Origin of the sequence: Streptococcus nidrosiense, from assembly GCF_042140045.1 — a bacterium.
Lineage (GTDB): Bacteria > Bacillota > Bacilli > Lactobacillales > Streptococcaceae > Streptococcus > Streptococcus nidrosiense.
Genome location: NZ_CP152419.1, coordinates 1,229,327 through 1,253,910, shown reverse-complemented (window position 1 = coordinate 1,253,910; position 24,584 = coordinate 1,229,327). Strand labels below are relative to the sequence as shown.

Here is a 24,584-nt window from a genome sequence, read left to right as displayed (position 1 = left end):
TAGTTGAAACTTACTTGAATTCGTTAAACTTTAATGTTCGTATTTCAGAAAATCAAAAACTACCTCCCAGACAAAGGAAGGTAGTTCATTACTATCTTAGTTTGAGGCGCTACTGCTGCTTTCAGAAGTTGTTTCGCCTTTGATGTATTGTGTAAAGATATTTTGGAAAGCCTGATCTTTAACTTTAATATTGGCGTCCTGTAATTCTTTACTAATGACACCTTGAACAAAGGTAGCATCATTTTGTTTTTGAGTCAAAATAATTGTTTTGAGCTTTTCTTTATAATCGTCTAGATTTGAAGATTTTTCTGACTTCTTAGTTAGTTTCACAATGTAGAAACTACTTGTATAAGCTTGAGTTCCTGGAGCAGTGATAACATCTGAAATTCCGTTAACATCAAGCGCAAAAGCAGCTTTTTTAACCACGTCTGGCAATTCTGTTGATGCAGAGTCAAAGGTAATTTCTCCACCATTTTCCTTTGTCTTTTCATCTGTAGAATTGTCTTTTGCAAGTTGTGCAAAGTCAGCACCTGACTCTTTTGCCTTGGCAAGAATTTCCTTAGCCTTATCTTCGCTGTCAAGTTTAATAATTTGAGCCGTTACTTCTGGAGTATACTCTTCAAAAGCTTTTTTGTAGTTTTCATCTGTTAATTCAGCTTCAGCAGCTTTCTTAACAGCATACTCAACTAATTTACTTGTACGAATTTGAGCTTTACGGCTTTCTGCAGTCATACCTGAACGGGCGAGAATTGTTTGATAGCTATCACCGTATTTCTTTTGTTCTTCTGCTACTGCATCATCTACTTCTTTATCACTTACTTCTGAACCATATTGTTTTTCAAAAACTTTTTGAATGGTCATATTCAGCAAGACTTGTTGAGCAGTCGCATTATTTTTGACTTCTTCAAAGAATTGATGCTCAGTAATAACATCGCCTTTCATGCTAATCAAGTCAGTTCCTTCAGAACTGTTTGAACAAGCAGCCAAAGTAGCTACTGACAACAATGTGATGGCTCCTGCCATTAGTTTTTTCTTCATGTTTACTCCTTTTGTATACTAAATAAAGGTTTACCTTATCTATTTTACCAAATTGTCTTAAAAATATCTGAAATCAATCAATATCAGGCAGTTCTACTTCTGCTTGATTCTTTCTTAGCATGAGAATCCCATCTCCAAGAGGAACCAAGCTAGCGGTTAAGCCAGGATTGTCTAAGGTTGCATCAAATAGTCTTTGCAAGCCACGATAAATCGTCCGTTGTCCACGTCGGACTTCCATAATATCCCTCGCAATATCTCCTCCTTGGAAAATATCATCCAAGACAACGACTCCACCTACTTCGAGGTGTTTGAGGATTTCTGGTAGAAAGACGATGTATTTGGACTTGGCAGAATCCATAAATACAAAATCATAGGTCTCAGTTAACGTTGATAGGACATCTACCGCATCACCTTCTAAGAGAGTGATTTGTTTGCGGCTATCAAATTTGGCAAAATTCTCCTTGGCAAAACCAATCATCTCAGGATTTCGGTCAATAGTGGTAATTTTTGACTTAGGTGAATGCTCTGCCATTAAAAGTGCTGAAAATCCAATAGCCGTCCCGATTTCCAAAATGTTTTTTGGTTGAATGGTTTCCATAAGGAAACGAAAATAAGCGACGGTTTCATGAGGAATGATAGGAATATTCTCCTTGCGGGCAAAGTTTTCTAGTTCTTTTAGGGAACCCGTCACCTGCTTTTGTCTGTGGCGCATGAACTCGACAATCTCATGCTTGACAACAGGACGTCGCATGTTATGATTGGCATTTTTACTATAAGACTTTACCATCTGCCTTATGCCAATCCTAATTTTTCAACAAGGGCTTCAAACTCATCCAAACGGCGTTCAAAGACTGCAAAGGCGTCGTTGAGGTAATCTTCTTTTTCCATATCAACACCAGCTTTACGCATGATATTGAGTGGATAGTCTGACTTCCCTGCTTTGAGGTAGTCGATATAGCGATCACGATCCTCTTGGCTACCATGAACAATCTTTTCAGCCAAGGCTGAAGCTGCAGCAAAACCTGTTGAATATTGATACACATAGTAGTTATAGTAGAAATGAGGAATTCGAGCCCACTCGTACTGGATTTGAGGGTTGTCTTCCTTGCTCAAGCCATAGTATTCTTGGTTCAAGTCAGCGTAGAGATTGTTTAGGAACTCACTTGTCAAGACTTCACTATTTTGATCGGCTTGGTGGATGGCATGTTCAAATTCTGCAAATTGAGTTTGGCGGAAGACTGTTCCACGGAAACCATCCAAGAAGTTGTTGAGAATCGCAAAGCGTGTTGCATCGTCTTGAACTTCTTGCAATAATTTTTCAGTTAAGATATTTTCATTAGTAGTTGAAGCAATTTCTGCCAAGAAGATTGAGTAATCTCCGTATACATAAGGCTGTGTTTCACGTGTATAGCTAGAATGCATACTGTGACCTGTCTCATGTACAAGAGTAAAGAGATTATCGAGGTTATCCTGCCAGTTAAGGAGCATGAAGGCATTTGTATCGTATGATCCACCTGAATATGCACCTGAACGCTTGCCTTGATTTTCATAAACATCAATCCAACGTTCGCTGAAGGCACGTTTAACTCGGCTCAAGTAATCCTCACCAAGAACTGCCAAAGCTTCTTCTGCTTTCTTCAAGGCTTCCTCATAAGTAAAGCTGTATTCCACTGAAGACAATGGGGTATAAACATCGTACATCTTGAGATCTGGAATACCCAAGATTTTTGAACGAAGAGCCAAATAACGATGCAAGAGTGGCAAATGCTTACGAACAGCAGATACTAGATTGTCATAAACACTTTCTGGCACAAAGTTTGCTGCAAGAGCTGCTTCACGCGCACTCTTATAGTTTCGAACTTTTGCACGGTAGTTTTGCACTTTAACATTGGTCTGCAAGGTTTTAGCGTAAGTGTGCTGGTATTGCTCATAAGTAGCATAGAGGGATTCATAAGCTCCACGACGAACCTCACGATTCTTAGATTCTACCAAGCGCATATAAACGCCGTGTGATAATTGAACTTCATTTCCATCTTCATCTTTAACAAATGGAAAGACGATATCTGCATTATCTAAAATAGCAAAGGTTTCACTAGCAGCACCGAAGATTTCCCCAGCACCTGCAAGCAACTCTTCTTCACGTTGTGAAAGGACATGGTCCTTATTTTGCAAGAGTTTATCAAAGAAGTGTTTATAAGGCTGGAGTTTTGGTTCTTCTGCTAGAAAGTTTTGATACTGATCTTCTGTGATTGCCATAAATTCAGGCTCATAGAAAGAGAAGACTTGATCAAGTTGACTATAAAGAGTCATAGCTTTTGCATAGTATTCTTGATATTTAGCAACTCGTGTATCCTGGTCGTTTTTCATATGTGCGTAGACATAGAGTTTTTCAAGACGACGACTCAATTCCAGATAACGCTCTGTAATTTCAAGAAGGCTTTCTGCACTGTCCAAGAGATGACCCTCAAGACTAGCTGCTTGTTTTGTATCTTCCGTTAAAAGGGCGAGTTCTTCTTCCCATTTTTGGTCTGTTTCAAAGATCGTTGATAGATCCCATGTATCTTTTTCATTGATTTCATTTCGTTGTAATACCATAAGTTTCCTCCATCCTTTCTATTTTACCATATTTTTTAAGAAATAATGCTGATAAAAGGCAGGTGGATAGAGCTTTTGTTGCTGATTATGTGGATTCAGTTCATAATAAACCTGAAAGTTGCGGTAATAATCATATAGATTTTGACTTATCTGACAAAAATGACCATGTTCTATCGGCCTTACTTGGGGATACCAGTCCTGAGTCTTCAAATTTAATAGGTTTTCTCCTCTCAAGTAAGCTTGTGCTTGTTGTTTCATCCAATAGGGGTTTTGATAATAGAGCTGTTTTTGAATGTAATGACAAATGTTCCTATCTTGTTCAACCGAAAAAGTGGTAAGATTTTGTTGATGATAAGGAATCCGTAATATTTCTAGAAGATTTCCTTTGTCATAAGAAAATTCCTTAACCTGATAATGGAGTTTCCCTTTCAAATCTTGGTGAAGGAGGTACTTAAGTCTTAAAACTTGTTTTTTATGGTCTAACTCCCAAAGATAAAATCCCATATTATTACTAAAATAAAGAAAATCTCTTTGAAGTTTAGTTAGTCGCTCTTTTAGCCAGAGCTTTTCTCCCAGTAGCCAAAGAACTTGAATTCCCAAACTTCGATAACCATTGCTTCTCTCCCGTAAAAGTTCACAAGAAATGGGACTGCACTGAATTTCTAGAGCTAGTTGTTTATTGATAAAGATATCTGCAATTTGCTTCGGTTCAGGTATCAGGCATTCCATCTCTACCTTAGCATTCTTCTTAGCCCAATAAAACAGACTTTTCTTATTTTCTAGGTGTTCTGGTCCTTCATTTTCATGAAAAAAATCACATTTTTTGAGACTTTCATGAGCGAAATGTGCACGCACGTTTTTTCCTTTCCTCAAGCGGACACTTGTTCCACAAGCCGGACAAAAATAAGCTTGCTTCTTTACTTCATCCGCTAAAGCGCTGATTAAATCCCCATTTTCATCTCTGGCTAAAAACATAAAACCTCCTTTTCTACTTTATTCGAAAAGGATAAGAAAAAGGCTGAGAAAACCAGCCTTTCCATTATATTTTTAGAATAATCCTTTAATCCAGCTCATATTTTATGCTTTTTGATATGTTTTTGTAACATGGGAATCAGATTTGAAATTTGATCTTGTTTAATCACCAACACACCGTACTCTTGACAGCGATGGTTATATACGGGATTGATTTTTCCAGAGCAAACAATTAATTTCAAACAAGTTTCACCAGCAAAATGATTGGCATATACCTCTAGTTCATTAATAGCTTCTACAGACAAGTCTGTCATTTTACAAGATATAAAAATAATGGATTGACCTTTACGGAGGACAACATCAATTTCATTTTGTACATTATCAACTTCAGGGAAAATACCATTCCAGTCAATTTCTGCCCCTATCATACATTCATCAAAATACTCTGACTCTATCGCTAAAAGATAGAGATATAATTCTAAAATATGACCTTTTGTGCGACAGAGCAATTGTGCCTCAGAGCTAGAAAAAGTGTAACTAATATGTTCGGAACTTTCCGCATCAATATGAATCAAGTTAGCTTCTGTTAGTAGAGGAATCATTGATTCTGGATATGAGTACCTTTTTCCGTTACTTTCCAAAACTTTTACTGTTTCAGCATGAAAATCAATTGTTTTAGCTAATGCAAAGAATTGAGTAATCTGATACCATTGCTCTGGGTTTAAAATTGCATAGTTGGCTAGTTTTTTGATGGTAATCATTTGTTTCGGACTATATTTAGGTTGTTTCGATTTGATGAGTTTACCACCCCGTAAGGCCATCAACTGTTCAATGGTCAGACCAGGAATTACTAACTCTTCCTTTTCCACCTTCCCCATCTTCCATTTGAATTGTTTTCCTTGCTCAATATCAATTGCAACAATCGGTAATTGCTTTTCCAAACCATACTGATAAAGGAAAATAGCTAATATCGAATCTCCTCCAAAAACATCTAAAGTCACTGAATCATAGTTAGTCAAAAAAAGATTCAAATCATCCGTAATCTTATCTAGACTTATTTGCCGAAAATGCACTTGCTTTACATGGGAAACTTGATCCAGCAAAAAATGTTTCAAGGACAACCTTTCTTCTTCTGTAATTTTTTTCAGGGAGAGAAATAAAACCTCATCACAATCACAAATAAAAGTCTGATAAACATTTTTCTCGATAGTGTGATGATCAAAAAGTTCGACTAAAAGACTAGGCATATCGCTACCTCCCTATTAAAAATTTGCTAGTTGTATAGAAAATTTAAAATTACTTAGAATAAACTTCATAGAAATATGGGTTAAGAGATTGTCTTAAGCATTTTCTACACATCTAGTATAGCATAATTCAGTTGATTGGCCCTCAAGTCTTTATATAAAAAAACGAATAGAAATGGATAGCTATTCGTTTTAAGATTTTTATTTTACTTTTTTAGCCAACATTGTTGCAAAGCGTAGTTGGATACGATTGCCATTTTCGTCACGACGGTGGAGATGACCAGGATTTTCATTATACTTGATCAATTCCCAGTCCTTGTAGTAATTTGCCAACTCACCCTCTTTGAAGGTAAACGGGAAATTAACAGAACATGGATAATCCTCTGTATCCATAGCACAAACGATCAAATTATAGCCACCGATAGATGTTTGTTCTTGCATATTTTGAATGATAGCAGGAATACGTTCTGCTTGTAAAAACATGAGCACAACCGTTGATACGATAAAATCGTAAGTTTGACCAATACTAGCTGAATTAATATCGTAGAGACCAACAGGCATTTCTAAATCTTCTTGCTCCACAATGCTTTGCAAGATTTCAAGGGATAGCTCATTTTGGTCCACTGCTGTGACATCAAATCCATGTTGAGCAAGAAAGAGGGCGTTTCTTCCTTGACCACATCCTAGGTCCAGTGCCTTACATGGCTTGACCGTCTGCATAGCTTCTAAAACCTCCGAATGAACTGGATTGCTATTGTATTTCTTAGGGAAATAATCTTCTGGTTTACAATAGAATTCCAGATACCATTCTACATCATCTGTGGCAGCTTCGACTCTGTGCCAGGCCTGGGGTTGCGCCATAGGATTATCAGCACCTGCTTCAAAGAGGTGCTCAGCTATAACTTCCCCCTCCTCAGTCAATTCAATAAACTTAAGAGCCCCTTTTAATACGGTAATCTTGCCCCAGGTTCCGACTTTGGTATTGTGTTTTCTTTGAACAGCTTCTGGCATGGTGTCTTTATTCCAGACAGGCATGCGTTTATAGGCAACTAGTTTTTCCATTTACTTCACTCTTTCTATCGATGGTTAACTGCTTTCATAACACGCGCGATATCGCGATCTTGCTCACGACGTTTGATTGACTCACGTTTATCGTAGTCATGTTTTCCTTTAGCAAGTCCTAAAAGAAGCTTGGCATAGCCGTCTTTGATGTAGACTTTAAGTGGAACCAGAGTCATCCCTGTCCCTTTGGTTTCTTGCTCCAATTTCTGGATTTGTTTTTTATGAAGGAGAAGTTTACGACGACGTTCTGGTTCCTGATTCCAGATATTGCCTTCCTCATAGGGTGCAATATGAACATTGCTCAACCAAACTTCCCCATTTTTCACTTGGGCAAACCCATCTTTCAGATTGATGCGGGCTGCTCGAACACTCTTGATTTCAGTTCCCGTCAGGACCATTCCTGCTTCTAGCGTATCTACGATAGTATAGTCGTGGTGCGCTTTTTTATTTTGCGCGACGACCTTTCCCTCGCCCTTTGCCATGCTTAGCTCCTTTCTTTGCTACTTCCTTATAAAAAGGTTTCTTACTTTTTTTCTTCTTGTCTTTTGAAGAATGCTTACGCTTATCATTTGAGCGACTAGCTTTTCTCTTGTCTTCTTTCTTATCTGAACGACGACCTCTATCCTTACGGCCAGATTGTTTCAAACCTTTCTCAATGACATCAAATTCGCTTGGAATAAAGGAGAAATCAATCTCTCCAGTCATCTTATCCGCTCTTTCAACACGAATGCGAATCTGCTGTCCTACACGGAAAGTTGTACCCGATTTTTCCCCACGAAGAGTCAAATCACGTTCATTGAAATGGTAGAACTCAGGTAGATTTGTGATGTGAATCAAGCCTTCAACTGTATTTGGCAATTCAACAAAAAGACCAAATTTGACGATACTTGAAACGACTGCATCATACTCTTCGCCCACAAATGCTTCCATATACTCAGCTTTTTTCATAGCTTCAACTTCACGCTCTGCCTCAATAGCTCTGCGCTCACGATTAGAAGACTGGGTGGCAATCTCTGGAATGACCTGTTCAAAATGTTCTGCTATTTCCTTGGAACGTCCATAGTCACGAATCATTCGGTGAACCAAGAGGTCCGGATAACGGCGAATCGGACTGGTAAAGTGAGTGTAATAGTCCGCTGCTAGGCCATAGTGACCATGATTATGCTCAGAATAACGAGCCTGTTGCATAGAACGCAGAAGCATCATAGAGAGAACATCCGCATAAGGCTCACCTTCAACAGCACTCATGATGTCTTGAAGAGCTTCCTGACTAATCTCACTGGCAGTTCCATAAATTCTCAAGCCAAAACTTGAAGCATAATCAATAAACTTCTGAACTTTCTCAGCTTTAGGTTCCTCATGGATACGATAGATAAAAGGTAAATCAAGCTTGCTAAAATGCTCTGCAACTGTTTCGTTTGCCATCAACATAAAGGACTCAATCATACGTTCTGCAGTCCCACGATGACGAAGAACAATATCTACTGGTTTCCCTTGCTTGTCAACCAAGATTTTAGCTTCATTGGTATCAAAATTAAGAGCTCCACGCTTAATCCGCATACCTTCAAGAATTTCATGAAGTTTGGCCATTAACTCGATACTAGGAACAATTTTCTTATATTCTTTTCTCTTCTCCTCATCACCTGCTAGGATGTCATTGACAGCACTATAGGTCATACGGAAACTTGTCTTGATAACGGTCTGTGTAATCGTATAATTCACAACACGACCCTGCTTATTAATTTCCATAATCGCAGACTGAGTCAAGCGGTCTACTTGAGGATTAAGGGAACAGATACCATTTGAAAGGCGCTCTGGAAGCATTGGAACTACACGGTCTGTCACATATACAGAGGTCGCACGATTGAGGGCTTCTTTGTCAAGAGCAGAACCCTCTGTCACATAGTAAGAGACATCAGCGATATGAACTCCAAGTTCAAAATTTCCATTCTTCAATGGCTTGATGTGAACAGCGTCGTCCAAGTCCTTGGCATCGGCTCCATCTATGGTAAATGTAATTTCATCTCTCAGGTCCAGACGGCCTTCCATATCCTTCTCTGATGGAGCATCTGGCACACTTTCAGCTTCTTTGAGAACTGCCTCTGGAAACTCTGATACAATATCCATAGATTCCAAGACCTCAAGGACATCAATCCCTGCATCCGTTGAATGTCCGACAACATCTAAGACACTAGCGACAAAGAAATCGTGTTTCTTACTTGGATACTTATCAATAAAGACCTTTAGAACTTCTGTGCCTTCCAATTGAATAGCTGGCTTTTTAACAAAAATTGGTTGACCAATTTTTTGATTTTTTGAACGGATATAGCCCGCATACTTGGGCTTTTCCTCATCAAGAACGATTTGCCCAACAACTGTCGTTAGACTGTGTTCTAGGATGTCGATAATCTTTGCTTCTGCAGCAGTTCCTTTGTTACGGTCAGCAACTTTCTTAATGACAACTTCAACAGTATCGCCATCAATGGCATAGTTAACATCACTTTTCCCAACAAAAAGATCGTCTTCTTCACCTTCAAGACTTACAAAACCGAACCCATTTTTATGGGCATGGAAAATTCCTTTCAGGGTAATCTCATGTTTTTTCTTCTGTTCTAGGGTTAAACTACTATCTTCTTCAAAGCGAATCTGGTGCTTACGTTCCATCAAGGAAAGAGTTTTAATTAACTCACGGAAGTCCTTTGAACCATCCTTCCCGAGAGCACTGGCCAAGTCATTGACTGTGACTCGTCCCTTTTCTTGTATATATTCTTTTATTCTATCTTTCATGTTTTCTTTCTAGATTTTTTAAATTCCTTTTGCTGTAAAACCTTCTTAAACATCATTTAATACTCAATAAAAATCAAAGAGCAAACTAGAAAGCTAGGCGCAGGTTGCTCAAAACACCGTTTTGAGGTTGCAGATGGAAGCTGACGTGGTTTGAAGAGATTTTTGAAGAGTATAAAAATAAAAATAGGCAAAGACCTAGTCCCGCCCATTATTTTCTTATCTACTTGATAATACCGTCAATGCTAAGGCAATGGCTAGCCAGAAAAAGACTAAAATTCCTGTCAAACGTTGCATCACAGCTTCAAAACCGCGCGCTTTGCTACGTTCAAACAAATCACCTGCACTGGCATCAAATACATTGCTAGATTGGTTTTTAGTTGGTTGCATGAAAATTGCAATCACAATCACAACAGATAATACTAATAGAATGGTTAATAATAGGTTATACATATCAAACTCCTTAAAATCCCTATTATTCTACCATAATTTCTACTTAGATTCAAGATGTAGAGTCACTTTTCTTTCTTTTGGGCAATACTTTAAGACCTCAATCTTGTCTGGATGGGTTTTGGAGTTCTTACTGGTTAGATAATTGACGCTGCCACATGAGGAGCATTTGAGATTGATTTTTACTCGCACTAGATTTCCTTCACTTTTAATAATGTTTTAAATTGGATAAGGTTAAATAAACAACTAAGAGCTACACAAAGAGCTGTTGCATAAAATACTGAGTGATAGCCAAATTGTCTCGCTACTGCTGATCCTGCTAAAGGACCTATCACTCCTCCTAGATAAAAGAAGACTTGATTAAAGGCAAATACCCTTGAAATGCCAACTTTAGGGGTCATTTTGCTTAGGAGAGCATTGACACCAGGTATCAGAGCTCCCGTCCCCAGACCAAATAGAAAACGATATAAGCCTAATTGAAATGGGCTAGTCGCATTTGCACATAATAGATATATGAAAACTGAATATACCTGAGCTACGACAAGTAGTCGATGATTGCCAACTTTATCACCTAATTTACCCATGATACCTGCGCTCATCATACTTGAAAATCCCATGCTGGATACAATCAAACCAGAGACAAAGAGAAGATTCTCTTTCTGTCCCAGATCTCGTACATAGAGGGCAAGGATGGGACCAATAGATTGGGCAGCAAATTGAATCACAAAGCTAGTTAGAAATAGATTTATCAGGAGAAAAGGGTATTTAACAGAAGTAAAGAGATCTTTTGTAGGCAGTGCTTTTTCTTTTGGCACTGGTTGAAAGTTTTCTTTGATAAAAAGAATGGTTAAGATAGCTGCCAAGAACAGGAAACTACCGACCAATAAAAAGACATTTCGAATTCCAAAAATTTCGGCAATGAAACCACCTACAAATGGACCGGTCAAAGTTCCAGCGACAACACCAGTTGATAAAGTCCCTAGAGCGTATCCCGACCTATCTTTAGGAACTTGACTTGCAATTAAAGCTGTCGCATTAGGTACAAATCCTGTAAAAACTCCATTAAGAAACCGTAAGAACAAGAGCCAGAAAACATTTGGAACAAATGCTAGACCACCCATAGTGATGGTCATGGCTAGACCTGCTCGTATCATCATAGGTTTTCGACCATACTTGTCTGCCAATATTCCCCAAATTGGTGATACAAAGGCTGCAGAAATGGCTGAGACTGATATAGCTAAACCTGAATAAAAGGCAACTTGATCCCCTTTAATTCCTAACTGTTCGACAAAAATAGGCATGAAAGGGACAACAAGAGAAATGCTGGCTCCCGTTAAAAAGCAACCAAACCAAGCAATACGAAGATTATCCTTCCAACTAATCTCTTGCATGGACATCGCCTCCTTCAAGTAAGGTCACTACTTGACTCAAAAGCTGCTCTCGACTGCCATTATTGTCCAATATATAAGTAGCAAATTTCTTCTTTTCTTCTAAGAGCCACTGTGAAGCTAAACGAGTTTTAGCTGACTCTTGGGATAACTGATCACGGTTCATTAATCGCTCCAATTGAACATCACGATTTACATAAACTAGCCAAGTTTCATCGAACCATGAAGCATAGTCCTGTTCAAAAAGCAATGGAATATCCATGAAAAATATGTCCTCAGTCTGAGCTAACTTGTCTCTCAAAGAGCCCAATTCTTCACGGATGATTTGTCCTTGAGTCTGTTTAGACCATTCCTGCTCTTCTGGCTTTGAAAAAATAAGGCTAGCAAGCAAGGGGCGATTCAGTTCCCCATCTTCTAGAAGGACTTTTTCACCGAAATGCGCTACTAAAATCTGATAAAGGCGACCACCAGGTTTTTGAAGTTGGTGAACAAGAGCATCCGCATCTACCACTTCAAACCCTTTTTGTCTTAGAAAATTTGTGACAGTGGACTTACCTGATGCAATACCACCAGTGATTCCGATTATTTTTCCCATCACTTTCTCCTTTGACATTTTGGACAAAAATGGGTTCCACGACCACCGAGTTGAATTTTTTCGATGATGGCTCCACAGCAAGAACATGCCTCTCCAGTCTTATCATAGACCTGATGAAAGTCCTGCATGGTCCCATCCTCTCCAAAAGCATTGGTATAGGTGCGAATGGTTGAACCGCCTTTCTCGACAGCCTGCCCCAATACTTCAATGGTCTGTTCATGAATAGCTGTCGCTTCAGCTCTTGTCAAACTCTGAGAAGGACTAGCTGGATGAACCTTTGCCCTCCAGAGAACTTCATTCACGTAGATATTTCCCAATCCAGCAACTAGCGTCTGGTCAAGAAGATGCGATTTGATAGGTTTTTTAGATTTCTTCAAGGCACCTCTAAAAATCTCTAAGTCAAAATCCTGTTCAGTAGGTTCTGGTCCAAGCTTCTTAGATAGAAAGTAAGCTTCTAGAAGTTCAGGAGCAAGCAATTCCATAGTCCCAAACTTGCGGACATCCTCATAAACAAGCGTACCACCATCTTCAAAATGAATCAAAACATGGGCATGCTTGCGTTCAGGAACTTGGTCTGGATAATAAAAATACTTTCCTTCCATTCGCAGATGCGAAATCAAGACCTTATCTGTCAAATAAAAAAGTAAATATTTTCCACGACGTCCCATTGATTTAACAACTTGACCAGGCAATTCTTTCTGAAACTGATCCAAATCTGTCTTAATCATCTTGGGATAACGAATCTCAAGACTAGCAATCTTCTTCCCTAGAATCAGTTTTTCAAGACCTCGTCGAACCGTTTCGACTTCAGGTAATTCAGGCATAACTCCTCCTTCTCTAAAAACAAGAAGCAGGCTACCGCCCACCTCTTCTTAATATTCTTTTTCGTTATAGCCAAAGTCAGCCAAATCTAGCTTCTTATCTCGCCAGTTTTTCTTAACCTTGACCCAAGTTTCTAGGAAGACCTTGTCCCCTAGCATAAGCTCGATATCGCGACGGGCCATAGTCCCAATTTTCTTGAGCATGGCACCACCTTTACCGATGACAATCCCTTTTTGGCTATCACGTTCGACCATGATGGTTGCTCGAATATGAACTTTATCAGTTTCCTCATCTCGTTTCATAGAGTCCACCACTACTGCAACTGAGTGTGGGATTTCTTCACGAGTAAGGTGCAATACTTTCTCACGAATCATTTCAGATACCAAAAATCGCTCTGGGTGGTCTGTGATTTGATCTGCTGGGAAATACTGGAAACCTTCCTCAAGATTTTCACTGAGAATATCGACTAAACGTGAGACATTATTCCCCTGAAGGGCTGAAATAGGGACAATTTCCTTGAAATCCATCTGATTACGGAAATCATCGATTTGAGCCAAGAGCTGGTCTGGATGAACCTTGTCAATTTTATTGACCACCAAAATCACCGGAACCTTAGCAGCCTTGAGTCGTTCGATAATCATATCGTCGCCCTTACCACGCGCCTCATCTGCTGGCACCATGAAAATTACGGTGTCCACTTCACGAAGGGTGCTATAGGCAGACTCTACCATGAAATCTCCGAGTGCTGTTTTAGGCTTGTGAATGCCTGGTGTATCGATAAAAACGATTTGTTCCTTATCAGTGGTGTAAATCCCCATGATTTTATTGCGCGTTGTCTGCGCCTTATCACTCATAATAGCAATCTTTTGCCCCATAACGTGATTTAAAAAAGTTGACTTCCCTACATTTGGACGTCCTAAAATGGCTACAAAGCCTGATTTAAATGTCATGATTTCCTCTTACTGTTTAAAATAATAAATCCCAAATCCGTGGGAGAAAGATGAGTGCACCTGTCAAAGCGGCAAAAAGCGAGACCACAAGCACGGCACCAGCCGCCATGTCTTTAGCTTTTTTTGCCAACATAGAAAAGTGATAGTGACTTGCCAAATCTACTACATTTTCAATAGCTGAATTAATAATCTCAAAAGCTACTACCATGAAAATGCTCAAAAGCAGAAATAACCATTCGATTCGTGACACCTGAAAAACAAAACCTGCAAGGACAACTATTAGAGCTGTCACTGCATGCTTTCTCATATTACGTTCTTCCTTAATCGCAGTAAAAATCCCTGTAATGGCAAATTCTAAACTGGATATTAGGTCACGATTTTTCCATTTTCGTTTATTGTCTTGTGAGTCCATAGGCTGTCAAAATTTCTTCTTGTAAACCGAACATCTCCGCTTCTTCCTCGGGAGTGTAGTGATCATAGCCGTTAATGTGTAAAAAGCCGTGCACTGCCAAGAAGCCCATTTCACGCTCAAAACTATGACCGTACTCCTCAGCTTGCTCATGAGCCTTATCAATGGAAATGAAAAGCTCACCGATATAAGCATCAAATTCTGACATCATATCTGCCAAGTCGGGATCATTTTCCAGATCTTCCTCATCAAAGGCAATCTCTAACTCCGGCTTATATTCAAGACTGATGACATCTGTTGGACGATCGGTATCACGAAACTCTAGATTGAGTTCATGGCTTCGTTCGTTGGTCACAAATGTGACCGCCATTTCCTTGTCTTCTTTTCCAATTTTTTTTGCAGCAAATTCTAAAATTTCCTGTGTTTGTTCTAGTATTTCTTTTGAAACTTGTCCAGTTTCATCTACCATTTCAATATACATGTGCTTCTCGATTCTCTTTACTTGGCTTTATTATATCACATTTCTATGATTTTATTCTACCTTTTTGATATAATACTATGGAATACATTCACGAGGAGAGAACCATGTCATTTGATGGATTTTTTTTACACCACATGGTTGAGGAATTGCGATCTGAACTACTAAATGGTCGCATCCAAAAGATTAATCAACCCTTTGAACAAGAACTGGTCTTGCAAATCCGTAGCAATCGTAAAAGTCATCGTTTGCTCCTTTCTGCGCATCCAGTTTTTGGGCGCATCCAGTTAACAGAGTCAACCTTTGAGAATCCTGCTCAGCCATCTACTTTTATTATGGTATTAAGAAAGTACCTTCAAGGAGCAGTTATTGAGTCAATCGAGCAGATCAAAAATGATCGTATCGTGGAAATCACGGTTTCCAATAAAAACGAGATTGGGGACCATATCCAGGCCACACTCATCATCGAGATTATGGGCAAACACAGTAATATTCTACTTGTAGATAAGTCTAGTCACAAAATCCTTGAAGTTATCAAGCATATCGGTTTCTCTCAAAATAGCTACCGTACCTTATTACCTGGCGCTACTTATATTGCTCCTCCAAGTACAGAGGCTCTCAATCCTTTTACCATCAAGGATGAAAAATTGTTTGAAATCCTACAAACTCAAGAATTGACAGCTAAAAACCTTCAAAACCTCTTTCAAGGTTTGGGAAGAGATACAGCAACCGAGTTAGAAAAACAACTGCTTAATGATAAACTAGCCACTTTCCGGAACTTCTTTGGACAAGAAACCAAACCTTGCTTAACAGATAAATCCTTTTCTTGTGTGCCTTTTTCAACTAAAATTGAGGGACATTTTTCAAGCTTATCTCAACTTCTTGATGTCTATTACAAGGATAAAGCCGAACGTGACCGTGTGAAACAACAGGCTAGCGAACTCATTCGACGTGTTGAAAACGAACTACAAAAAAATCGGCAAAAACTAAAGAAACAAGAAAAAGAACTTCTGGCTACCGAAAACGCAGAAGAATTTCGGCAAAAAGGTGAGTTACTAACCACTTTCCTTCATCAAGTTCCCAATGACCAAGATCAGGTCATTTTGGAAAACTACTACACCAACCAGCCTATCACGATTGCACTTGATAAGGCACTAACGCCAAACCAAAATGCTCAACGCTACTTCAAACGCTATCAGAAATTAAAAGAGGCTGTTAAATACTTGACTGACCTGATTGAAGAAACTAAGGCAACCATTCTCTATCTGGAAAGTGTAGAGACAGTTCTCAATCAAGCCGGACTCGATGAAATTGCTGAAATTCGTGAAGAATTGATCCAAACAGGATTTATCCGCAGAAGACAAAGGGAAAAAATCCAGAAACGACAGAAACCTGAGCAGTATCTAGCTAGTGATGGAAAAACAATCATCTATGTGGGGCGCAATAACTTACAAAACGAGGAATTGACCTTTAAAATGGCCCGTAAAGAAGAACTCTGGTTTCACGCTAAGGATATTCCTGGAAGTCACGTTGTTATTTCAGGCAATCTCAATCCTACTGATGAGGTTAAAACAGACGCTGCAGAACTTGCAGCCTACTTCTCTAAGGGACGTCTCTCCAACCTCGTTCAGGTGGATATGATTGAAGTTAAAAAACTCAACAAACCAACTGGTGGAAAACCTGGTTTTGTCACCTATACTGGGCAAAAGACCCTCCGTGTTACACCCGACCCTGAAAAAATTCAGTCCATGAAAATCAAATAAGTCTTGTATACTGGTGGACTGTTACTGCTATAGACTCAATTAAAAATGGGAGGTGCGTTCAATGCTACGGCATATCAAATCTATTTTAACCATTATATTCGGAGCTGCCATTTATGCCTTCGGACTCACGTATTTTGTTGTGCCCCACCACTTATTCGAGGGTGGAGCAACGGGAATCACCTTGATTACCTATTATCTCTTTAACATCCCTATCTCCGTGATGAACCTCATCATCAATATCCCATTATTCATTTTAGCCTGGAAAATATTTGGTGCAAAGACCCTATACAGCAGCCTGCTTGGTACTATTTCCTTATCCATTTGGCTAGCAATCTTTGAAAAGATTCCTCTCAGCTTTAATCTTGAGGGAGATCTGGTCATCGTGGCTTTAGTTGCGGGTGTTCTTTTGGGACTTGGTCTAGGTATTATCTTCAATGCTGGTGGTACGACTGGTGGAACAGATATCGTGGCTCGAATCCTAAACAAGTACACCAATATCTCCGTTGGAAAATTACTCTTTGCACTAGACTTTCTTATCCTAATGCTTATTTTAATTATCTTCCAAGACCTTCGTCTCGTAACCTATACACTTTTATTTGACTTCATTGTCTCTAGAGTTATTGACTTGATTGGTGAAGGCGGATATGCTGGCAAAGGTTTTATGATTATCACTCAAAAGCCTATGGAAGTGGCAGATAAAATCAATGAAGAGTTAGGTCGAGGTGTCACTTTCATATCAGGGCAAGGTTACTACAGTCAAAAAGATTTAAAAATTATCTACTGTATCGTAGCAAGAAATGAAATGATTAAGATGAAAGAACTGATTCATACGATCGATCCTAGAGCCTTTATTACCATCACTGAAGCTCACGAAATTCTAGGAGAAGGCTTCACCTTTGTGAATGAAGAAAGTTCCTAACACATAGACAACAAAAATAGTAACTTCGAATTTGAAGTTACTATTTTTTGATGATAAAAACGGAAGAAGCAAATCTTCCGTTTTACAAATCATTATTTTTCAGCTGTAAGTGCAGCCATTGTGATGTAATTGTATGGTTTGTTGAAGTGTGGCAAGAAGAATAGGTCTGTCAATGCCAATTTTTCAATTGTAACATGTTCTTGGATAGCCAATGAGAACATGTGAATTCCCATGCTGATTGCTGAATCACGAGATACCATTTGAGCACCAAGGATTTCACGGCTGTCTTTATCATAGACAATCTTGATTGCTACTTCATAGTTGTCATGTTTCATAAATTCTGGTTTTTGAAGATCGTTGAAGCCTGTTTCAACAGCATTGTATCCTGCTGCTTTAGCTTTTTCAAGAGTCAAACCAGTTGAAACCATGTGAAGACCATAGATAGAGATACCGTTTGATCCTTGAACACCGATTCCTTCAAGTTCATGTCCACAAGCATTGTAAGCACCTACGATACCAGTACGTACAGCATTTGATGCAAGAGCGATGTAGCTAGTGTCTTTACGAGCATTGTCATAAACAGTCGCACAGTCACCCACAGCGAATACTCCTGGAAGTGATGTTTCTTGTTTCTTGTCTACAAGGAAGGCACCGTTGCGGAAGAGTTCAATCTTGCCATCAGCAAGAGCTGTATTAGGACGGAAACCAACTGCAAGAACAACCATGTCAACATCGAATGTTTCTTTGTCAGTGATCAAGCGTTCAACTTTACCGTCACCTTCGATAGCTTTTACAGTTTGACCAAGTGCCAAACGGATGTTGTGGTCTTCCAAGTTCTTAGCCATCAATTGAGTGAAGTCTTTGTCGTAGTAACCGTTCAAGACTGTGTCTACGATGTCTACAAGGACAACTTCTTTTCCAAGACGTTCGAATGCTTCAGCAAGCTCAACACCGATGTATCCACCACCGACAACAGCGATACGCTCAAGGTGTTTGCTCTTGTCAGCAAGTTTGCTAATAACTTCTTCTGCGTTTTGGTACAATTTAACGAATTGTACATTTTCAAGAGTTGCTTTGAATTCGCGGTTACCTTTAACAATTTCAACACCTTCGATTGGTGGCAAGATTGGAGTTGAACCAGTCGCAAAGATCAATTTTTCGTATGATTCTTTGTGTTCTTTTCCATCAACTTCAGCAGTAACAACTTTATTATCATAGTCAATTGAAAGAACTGGTGAGTTCATGTAAACTTTAGCACCTTTTGCTTCCAATTTTTCTTTATCTGAGTAGAAGAGACCTTCTGGACCATCGATTTGCTCACCAATCCAAAGAGCCATTCCACATCCTAGGAATGAAATGTTTGAGTTTTGGTCAAAGACAACGATTTCATTTTCACTTCCAAAATTGTCCAACATAGTGTTGATACAAGCAGTTCCAGCGTGGTTAGCACCCACGACTACGATTTTACTCATAAGATAATTCCTACCTTTAATTTTTTATTTACCTTTCTAGTATATCATTATCTGTGAGCGTTTACAAGCTTTTTGACTAGTTTACTGTTTTTTTGAAATTTTTTTGAAATATATATCAATTTATTTTCAACCTTTTCAAAGTTTTTTGCACATTTTTTATTTCTTCAAGCATATTTCTTGACTTTTTGTAAAAAATAATTTGTGAAAACGCTGACTTTATGATATTCTATTTATATGGAAATGAAATATAAATCTTCAGATTGCTTTCATATCTGGATTTACAACTATTTCCAATTGATTTGAAGGGAGTTGATTTTTTGCCTCTCAGTTCATTATCTGAACGGTTAATGGGAACTACGATTACTATTTCCTTGGTACATGAACAAGCGGATAATCTTCTCCGTCAAGCTTTTGATTTGCTCAAGGAACTTGAATTTCGATTTAATGCGAATAGCACCGAATCGGAATTGATGGAAATTAACTATCAGGCGGGAATTGCCCCAGTTAAGGTCCATCCTGATTTGTTTGAACTGATTTCTTTAGGATTAGAACACAGTCTAGCTCCTGGAAGTCATCTCAACATTAGTATTGGTCCCTTGGTACAAACCTGGCGTATTGGTTTTTCCGATGCAAAAGTTGCTAGTCCTGAAGAAATTTCTTCGGTTTTACCATTGATAGATCCCCGTTTTATCAAGCTTGATTCAATTGATTCTACTATTTTTTTAGAAAAAAAAGGGATGAAAATTGACTTAGGTTGTTTAGCAAAGGGCTATAGCGCAGATAAGGTTGCTACTTTCTTAAAAGAAAATGGTGTCACTTCTGCTCTTATCAATCTAGGAGGAAACATCCTCACAATTGGAAACAACCAATCAAAAGATGATCGACCGTGGCAAATCGGTATTCAAGACCCTAATCACCCACGCGGTAATCACCTGATGACCTTGTCTATTACTGGTAAGTCAGTTGTTACATCTGGAATTTATGAACGGCATCTTGAAATCGATGGAAAGGATTATCATCACATTTTCGATAGTGAAACTGGTTATCCTATTGAAACGAATTTGGCTAGTTTAACGATTATATCTGACCGCTCAGTTGATGGTGAGATATGGACCACACGATTGTTTGGTGAGCGCAACGCTTCTATCATGTGGCAAATCGAAAATATCGATGGAATCGAAGCCATCCTTATTGATAAAGATGGACATATCGCTTGTTCATCCGGTATCCAAAGATAATTAATAAATAATGCAAAAAGAGAAAGGAAAGCTCATGCTAAAACTTATTGCTATTGTAGGAACTAACTCTAAACGTTCCACAAACCGCCAACTGCTTCAATATATGCAAAAACACTTTGCTGATAAAGCAGAAATCGAATTGGTAGAAATTAAAGACCTACCAGTCTTCAACAAACCTGCAGATAAACTTATTCCTGCAGAAGCCTTAGAAATTGTTGCAAAAATTGAAGCAGCTGATGGTGTGATTATCGGCACTCCTGAATATGATCACTCAATTCCTGCCGTTCTTATGAGCGCTCTTGCTTGGATTTCTTATGGAGTATTTCCACTCCTCAACAAACCAGTGATGATCACAGGTGCTTCATACGGTACACTCGGTTCATCACGTGCTCAATTGCAACTCCGTCAAATCCTAAATGCGCCTGAAATTAAAGCAAATGTTCTCCCAGATGAGTTCTTACTTTCTCATTCTCTTCAAGCTTTTGATAAGAATGGTGACTTGGTAGATCTTGATGTAATCAAGAAATTGGATGCCATCTTTGATGACTTCCGTATCTTTGTCAAGATTACAGAAAAATTGCGTAATGCACAAGAACTTCTTCGTAAAGATGCAGAAGAATTTGACTGGGAAAATTTGTAAGATAGGAGATCGAAAGAATGAAATTTGTTGGACTTGTTGGATCAAACTATGACCAATCATATAACCGCAAACTCTTGGAATTCATCCGTCGTAATTTCAAACTTAAATTTGAATTAGAAGTTCTTGAAATCGATGAAGTTCCAATGTTTAACCAAGACGAAAAATGGGACGAAAGTTTCCAATTGCGCCTTCTTTACAATAAAATTACTCGTGCTGATGGTGTGATTATTGCTACTCCTGAACACAACCATACAATTTCTGCTTCACTCAAGTCAGTTCTTGAATGGCTTTCATATGAAGTGCATCCATTTGAAAACAAACCAGTGATGATCGTGGGGGCTTCTTACTACGACCAAGGAACTTCTTGTGCCCAAGTTCACCTTCGTAAAATCCTTGACGCACCAGGGGTGAATGCCTACACATTACCAGGTAATGAATTCCTTCTCGGAAAAGCTAAAGAAGCTTTTGATGCTAACGGAAATATTATCAACGAAGGAACTGTTAAATTCCTTGAAACTTGTTTAGATAACTTTGTCAAATACGTGGGAGTCGTTTCTAAATTGAAAAAACCAAAACCAATTGAACCAGAAGACTTGGATTGTGGAAAACCAATCGCTACAACTATTACAGAAGTTGATCCTGACGATCCAAACTGGGTAGAAAAAGTTGCAGAAATCACAGGTGCTGTTTCAGGTGATGCATATGTTAAACTTGACCATGGTATCTTGACTGTTAACCAAATTGATATGTTCTTGAAAGCTATGCCTTTTGAATTGACATACGCTGACGATAACAACCAATTCCTCTACTACAACAATGCTCACCAAGATCCTGATACAATGTTTGCAAAACGTGTACCATCTCAATCTGGTAGCCGTATGTCAACAGTTCATGGATCACTTCCACCTGCACGTATGAAAAACGTTGAGTGGGTTATTGGAACTCTTAGAAACGGTAACCAAGAATACGTACGTACCATTGTTCCAGGTTCACCTGCTGGTGTTATCAATACTCACAACTACCAAGCAATGTACTATCCTGATGGTTCATATGCTGGTATCAATGAAATTGTCTTTAACTTCCAACCATGGCTTGACTGGTACTTGAAAGAAACAGGTCAACGCTTGGTAGGAGGAAGCGGTCCGTTTGCTCCTGCTGGAGGTCACGGAGATGCAGATGCTACTTCTGGTGCATCTGACGTTGGAGGACATGGTGATGGTGGCCATGGAGATGCAGATGCTACTTCTGGTGCAAGTAACTAAAATCTAATACTAAAGGAACCTCTCTTGGTTCCTTTTTTAAAAACAAATACTCGGTTAGCATAGGCTAACCGAGTATTTAATTTATTCAACTTATGAATTTGGATCGTCAAGACTACGACCATGCAAACCTTTTTCACGTTGTACCTGACGAAGTTTTTCAGGAGTCACATCATTTCCATCTTCATCAACGATTTTGATTCCTTCAATGTGATGACGAACAGAACGACGATAGCCTTCGATATATTCCTCACGAAGTTTAGCTTGTTCTACTTTTTCTTCTGCAGTCAAGCCTTCTGTTTTTTTCTTTTTCGCAAGCTCATTAATACGAGCGATTTTTTCTGGTGTCATATTTGGACCTCCAATCTACTTTTTAATTTTTATTTTGTATTAAGAAGATTAAAAGCAGCAACTGTTTTCGCTTTATTCACAAGTTCAGTTAGAATAGCTAGACGATTATTCTTAACATCAACATCATCTGCCATAACCATGGTATTGTCAAAGAATGCATCAATCACTGGACTAAGTGCAAATAACTGCGTTAATTTATCACTAGCTGAACCTTTCAATTCTAGATTTTCTACTGCTTGAGCTAGTTCTTTTTCCTGTTCATTTTCAAAGAGACTAGTATCAACTTTGACTGAACCTTCTGCTTTTTCCGCTAGGTTAAAGGCACGAGATAAGGATTCAACAGCTGGTTTGTAGTCACTATTTAGAGATGCTTCTTTTAGTGCTTCTGCTGCTTCAATCATATCAGAAACAACAAAGTTTGAACTTGCAAGAACAGCCTCTTTAATATCTTTTGCAGTAGAACCCATCATCTTATCAACACGAGCTTTGATGAAGTTAAGCACTTCTTCTTGATTATCGTAAGTTAGGCTATCAAATGATAAAGCATAAAGGCTAGCAATCAATTCGTCCATTGGAATATTCCAGCCGAAGTCTTCCAAGATACGGACAATCCCTTGTGTTGCACGACGAAGAGCATAAGGGTCATTTGAACCAGATGGAATCAAGCCAACAGAGAAGAAGGATAAGAGAGTATCCAATTTATCAGCTAGTGCAAGGATAGCTCCGACTTTAGACTCAGGAAGAGCACCATCTGCAGAATCTGGAAGGTAGTGTTCACGAATAGCTTGTGCTACTGCTGCATTCTCACCAGCGAGAAGAGCATATTTCTCACCCATGATTCCTTGAAGCTCATCAAATTCACCAACCATACCAGTCAAGAGGTCAAACTTATAAATGGCTGCAGCACGAGCAAGGTCAACAGTTTCATCAACTGATAAACCTGCTTTTTCTGCCAAAAGGATAGCAATTTGCCCTGTACGAATCATGTGCTCACGAAGTGAACCAATCTTTTCGTGGAAAGTTACGTGTGATAACTTGGCTACAAGATCTTCAATCTTGAGTTTTTGGTCTTCACGCCAGAAGAATTCACCATCTTCCAGACGTGCCACCAAGACTTTCTCATTTCCTCGGATGACATTATCCAGATACTCTGCATTTCCGTTACGAACAGAAATAAAGTTTGGTTTTAAATTTCCATCAAGGTCACGTACTACAAAGTAGCGTTGGTGAGTTTCCATTGAAGTGACCAAGACTTCTTCTGGAACCTCTAGGTACTTAGGATCAAAATTCCCCATAAAGGCAGTTGGGTATTCAACCAAATTCAGAACTTCATTCAAGAGTCCTTCATCAATTTGTACCTGAACACCTTCTGCAGCTTCGATAGCCTTAATTTGATCACGAATCATATTTTCGCGTTCAATGCTATCTGCAATAACATAAACTTTGTGTAGATCTTCTTCATAGCTGTCAGCATGCTGAATTTCTACTTCGTGACCAAGGAAACGATGTCCACGGCTAACTCTTCCTGAATGAATATCTAAGAAATCCATATCGAGTGCCACATCATCCAAAAGAACTGTCAACGTATGGACTGGACGAATATATTCAAAGGTATTGTTTGCCCAGTGCATACTTACTGGGAAGCTTAAACTAGCCAAAACCTCTGGAATTCCAGCCAAAACTTCCTCAGCTGGTTTTCCAGCTTCATGCTTAGTTACGTAGACATATTCTTCACCTTTGATTTCACGAAATTCGATATCATCTACAGTCAAGCCTTTACCACGGACAAAGCCTTGCGCTGCTTTAGAGAAATTTCCTTCTGCATCCAAGGCAATTTTTTTAGAAGGTCCTTTAAAATCTTCAGTCAAATCTGTTTGTTGGTCTGCCAAACCAAGTACGCGAACAGCCAAACGACGTGGAGTTGAGAAGGTTTGAATTCCTTCGTATGAAAGACGGTTATTATCCAAGAAGGCTGCCATTTTTTCGCCTAGTTGTTTTTCACTTGGTGTGACAACGTAGGCAGGTAACTCTTCGAGTCCTAGTTCTACTAATAAGTTTTTTGTCATGTTTTTTCTCCGAAAAATATCTTTTTTTCCAGTTTGCCTTATGTGATTGGCACGCAAGCAACCGACTTCGTCGTTTCATTGCTAAAATT

24 protein-coding genes are annotated in these 24,584 nt (G+C 39.0%); 5 read left to right on the top strand and 19 right to left on the bottom strand.

Features of this window, described 5'->3' with window-relative positions; all coding sequences use genetic code 11:
- Window positions 1-96: 96 nt before the first annotated feature.
- The 16 genes from prsA to ybeY all read right to left on the bottom strand — a co-directional run bounded on the left by prsA (window position 97) and on the right by ybeY (window position 14,790).
- A complete protein-coding gene (gene prsA / locus AAFQ93_RS05955; protein WP_375554920.1) occupies window positions 97-1,038 on the bottom strand; it encodes a peptidylprolyl isomerase PrsA in 942 nt (313 codons plus the stop codon).
- A 73-nt stretch (window positions 1,039-1,111) separates the two neighbouring features.
- Window positions 1,112-1,825: an O-methyltransferase gene (locus tag AAFQ93_RS05950; protein WP_075230470.1), complete on the bottom strand. Its 714-nt coding sequence runs from the start codon at window positions 1,823-1,825 to the stop codon at window positions 1,112-1,114.
- Between the two features lie 5 nt (window positions 1,826-1,830).
- Window positions 1,831-3,633 (bottom strand): oligoendopeptidase F, encoded by a 1,803-nt coding sequence (gene pepF / locus AAFQ93_RS05945; RefSeq protein WP_375554919.1) that lies wholly within the window; start codon window positions 3,631-3,633, stop codon window positions 1,831-1,833.
- 18 nt (window positions 3,634-3,651) lie between these two features.
- Window positions 3,652-4,608 carry a competence protein CoiA gene (locus AAFQ93_RS05940; RefSeq protein ID WP_375554918.1) on the bottom strand — a complete coding sequence of 319 codons (957 nt, stop codon included), beginning with the start codon at window positions 4,606-4,608 and terminating at the stop codon, window positions 3,652-3,654.
- A gap of 95 nt (window positions 4,609-4,703) precedes the next feature.
- The gene (locus AAFQ93_RS05935) at window positions 4,704-5,852 is read right to left on the bottom strand and encodes a hypothetical protein (protein ID WP_375554917.1); all 1,149 of its coding nucleotides are present in this window, start codon (window positions 5,850-5,852) and stop codon (window positions 4,704-4,706) included.
- Between the two features lie 198 nt (window positions 5,853-6,050).
- Window positions 6,051-6,911 carry an SAM-dependent methyltransferase TehB gene (gene tehB / locus AAFQ93_RS05930; protein WP_223140883.1) on the bottom strand — a complete coding sequence of 287 codons (861 nt, stop codon included), beginning with the start codon at window positions 6,909-6,911 and terminating at the stop codon, window positions 6,051-6,053.
- 14 nt (window positions 6,912-6,925) lie between these two features.
- On the bottom strand, window positions 6,926-7,393 hold the full coding sequence (smpB, locus tag AAFQ93_RS05925; protein WP_001051741.1) for an SsrA-binding protein SmpB: 468 nt from the start codon (window positions 7,391-7,393) through the stop codon (window positions 6,926-6,928).
- Complete coding sequence (rnr, locus tag AAFQ93_RS05920; protein ID WP_375554916.1) at window positions 7,356-9,698, bottom strand: ribonuclease R; 2,343 nt, start codon at window positions 9,696-9,698, stop codon at window positions 7,356-7,358. The genes smpB and rnr overlap by 38 nt, the downstream gene beginning before the upstream one ends.
- A 216-nt stretch (window positions 9,699-9,914) precedes the next feature.
- Window positions 9,915-10,148 (bottom strand): preprotein translocase subunit SecG, encoded by a 234-nt coding sequence (gene secG / locus AAFQ93_RS05915; protein ID WP_000282514.1) that lies wholly within the window; start codon window positions 10,146-10,148, stop codon window positions 9,915-9,917.
- Between the two features lie 39 nt (window positions 10,149-10,187).
- Complete coding sequence (gene rpmG / locus AAFQ93_RS05910; RefSeq protein ID WP_084926419.1) at window positions 10,188-10,337, bottom strand: 50S ribosomal protein L33; 150 nt, start codon at window positions 10,335-10,337, stop codon at window positions 10,188-10,190.
- Window positions 10,337-11,536, bottom strand: coding sequence for a multidrug efflux MFS transporter (locus AAFQ93_RS05905; protein ID WP_375554915.1), 1,200 nt, complete (start codon window positions 11,534-11,536; stop codon window positions 10,337-10,339). Before AAFQ93_RS05905 ends, rpmG begins: the two co-directional genes overlap by 1 nt.
- Complete coding sequence (gene coaE, locus AAFQ93_RS05900) at window positions 11,523-12,128, bottom strand: dephospho-CoA kinase (RefSeq protein ID WP_070459466.1); 606 nt, start codon at window positions 12,126-12,128, stop codon at window positions 11,523-11,525. The genes AAFQ93_RS05905 and coaE overlap by 14 nt, the downstream gene beginning before the upstream one ends.
- Window positions 12,128-12,952, bottom strand: a complete 825-nt coding sequence (gene mutM, locus AAFQ93_RS05895; protein WP_375554914.1) for a DNA-formamidopyrimidine glycosylase — start codon at window positions 12,950-12,952, stop codon at window positions 12,128-12,130. The genes coaE and mutM overlap by 1 nt, the downstream gene beginning before the upstream one ends.
- Before the next feature lie 48 nt (window positions 12,953-13,000).
- On the bottom strand, window positions 13,001-13,900 hold the full coding sequence (era, locus tag AAFQ93_RS05890; RefSeq protein ID WP_375554913.1) for a GTPase Era: 900 nt from the start codon (window positions 13,898-13,900) through the stop codon (window positions 13,001-13,003).
- A 16-nt stretch (window positions 13,901-13,916) separates the two neighbouring features.
- The gene (locus tag AAFQ93_RS05885) at window positions 13,917-14,312 is read right to left on the bottom strand and encodes a diacylglycerol kinase family protein (RefSeq protein ID WP_000378151.1); all 396 of its coding nucleotides are present in this window, start codon (window positions 14,310-14,312) and stop codon (window positions 13,917-13,919) included.
- A complete protein-coding gene (gene ybeY / locus AAFQ93_RS05880; protein WP_000275150.1) occupies window positions 14,293-14,790 on the bottom strand; it encodes an rRNA maturation RNase YbeY in 498 nt (165 codons plus the stop codon). Before ybeY ends, AAFQ93_RS05885 begins: the two co-directional genes overlap by 20 nt.
- A 104-nt stretch (window positions 14,791-14,894) precedes the next feature.
- Between ybeY and AAFQ93_RS05875 the strand changes: the two genes are divergently transcribed.
- Together AAFQ93_RS05875 and AAFQ93_RS05870 are read left to right on the top strand one after the other, a co-directional pair.
- Window positions 14,895-16,550, top strand: coding sequence for an NFACT family protein (locus AAFQ93_RS05875; RefSeq protein ID WP_375554912.1), 1,656 nt, complete (start codon window positions 14,895-14,897; stop codon window positions 16,548-16,550).
- Between the two features lie 61 nt (window positions 16,551-16,611).
- On the top strand, window positions 16,612-17,469 hold the full coding sequence (locus AAFQ93_RS05870; protein ID WP_375554911.1) for a YitT family protein: 858 nt from the start codon (window positions 16,612-16,614) through the stop codon (window positions 17,467-17,469).
- 92 nt (window positions 17,470-17,561) lie between these two features.
- Here the strand turns inward: AAFQ93_RS05870 and nox are convergent, their stop codons facing one another.
- Entirely contained in the window at window positions 17,562-18,941 is a 1,380-nt protein-coding gene (gene nox / locus AAFQ93_RS05865; RefSeq protein WP_375554910.1) for a H2O-forming NADH oxidase, read from the bottom strand.
- A gap of 317 nt (window positions 18,942-19,258) precedes the next feature.
- On the opposite strand from nox, the gene AAFQ93_RS05860 reads away from it, so the two are divergent.
- The 3 genes from AAFQ93_RS05860 to AAFQ93_RS05850 are packed head-to-tail and all read left to right on the top strand — an operon-like array spanning window position 19,259 to window position 22,081.
- Complete coding sequence (locus AAFQ93_RS05860; protein WP_375554909.1) at window positions 19,259-20,179, top strand: FAD:protein FMN transferase; 921 nt, start codon at window positions 19,259-19,261, stop codon at window positions 20,177-20,179.
- 34 nt (window positions 20,180-20,213) lie between these two features.
- The gene (locus tag AAFQ93_RS05855; RefSeq protein WP_000915942.1) at window positions 20,214-20,819 is read left to right on the top strand and encodes an NADPH-dependent FMN reductase; all 606 of its coding nucleotides are present in this window, start codon (window positions 20,214-20,216) and stop codon (window positions 20,817-20,819) included.
- A gap of 17 nt (window positions 20,820-20,836) precedes the next feature.
- Window positions 20,837-22,081, top strand: a complete 1,245-nt coding sequence (locus AAFQ93_RS05850; RefSeq protein ID WP_375554908.1) for an NAD(P)H-dependent oxidoreductase — start codon at window positions 20,837-20,839, stop codon at window positions 22,079-22,081.
- 90 nt (window positions 22,082-22,171) lie between these two features.
- Here the strand turns inward: AAFQ93_RS05850 and AAFQ93_RS05845 are convergent, their stop codons facing one another.
- Both AAFQ93_RS05845 and glyS read right to left on the bottom strand, forming a co-directional pair.
- A complete protein-coding gene (locus AAFQ93_RS05845) occupies window positions 22,172-22,429 on the bottom strand; it encodes a DUF896 family protein (RefSeq protein ID WP_000187071.1) in 258 nt (85 codons plus the stop codon).
- Window positions 22,430-22,458: 29 nt separating this feature from the next.
- A complete protein-coding gene (gene glyS / locus AAFQ93_RS05840) occupies window positions 22,459-24,495 on the bottom strand; it encodes a glycine--tRNA ligase subunit beta (protein WP_375554907.1) in 2,037 nt (678 codons plus the stop codon).
- Between the last annotated feature and the right edge of the window lie 89 nt (window positions 24,496-24,584).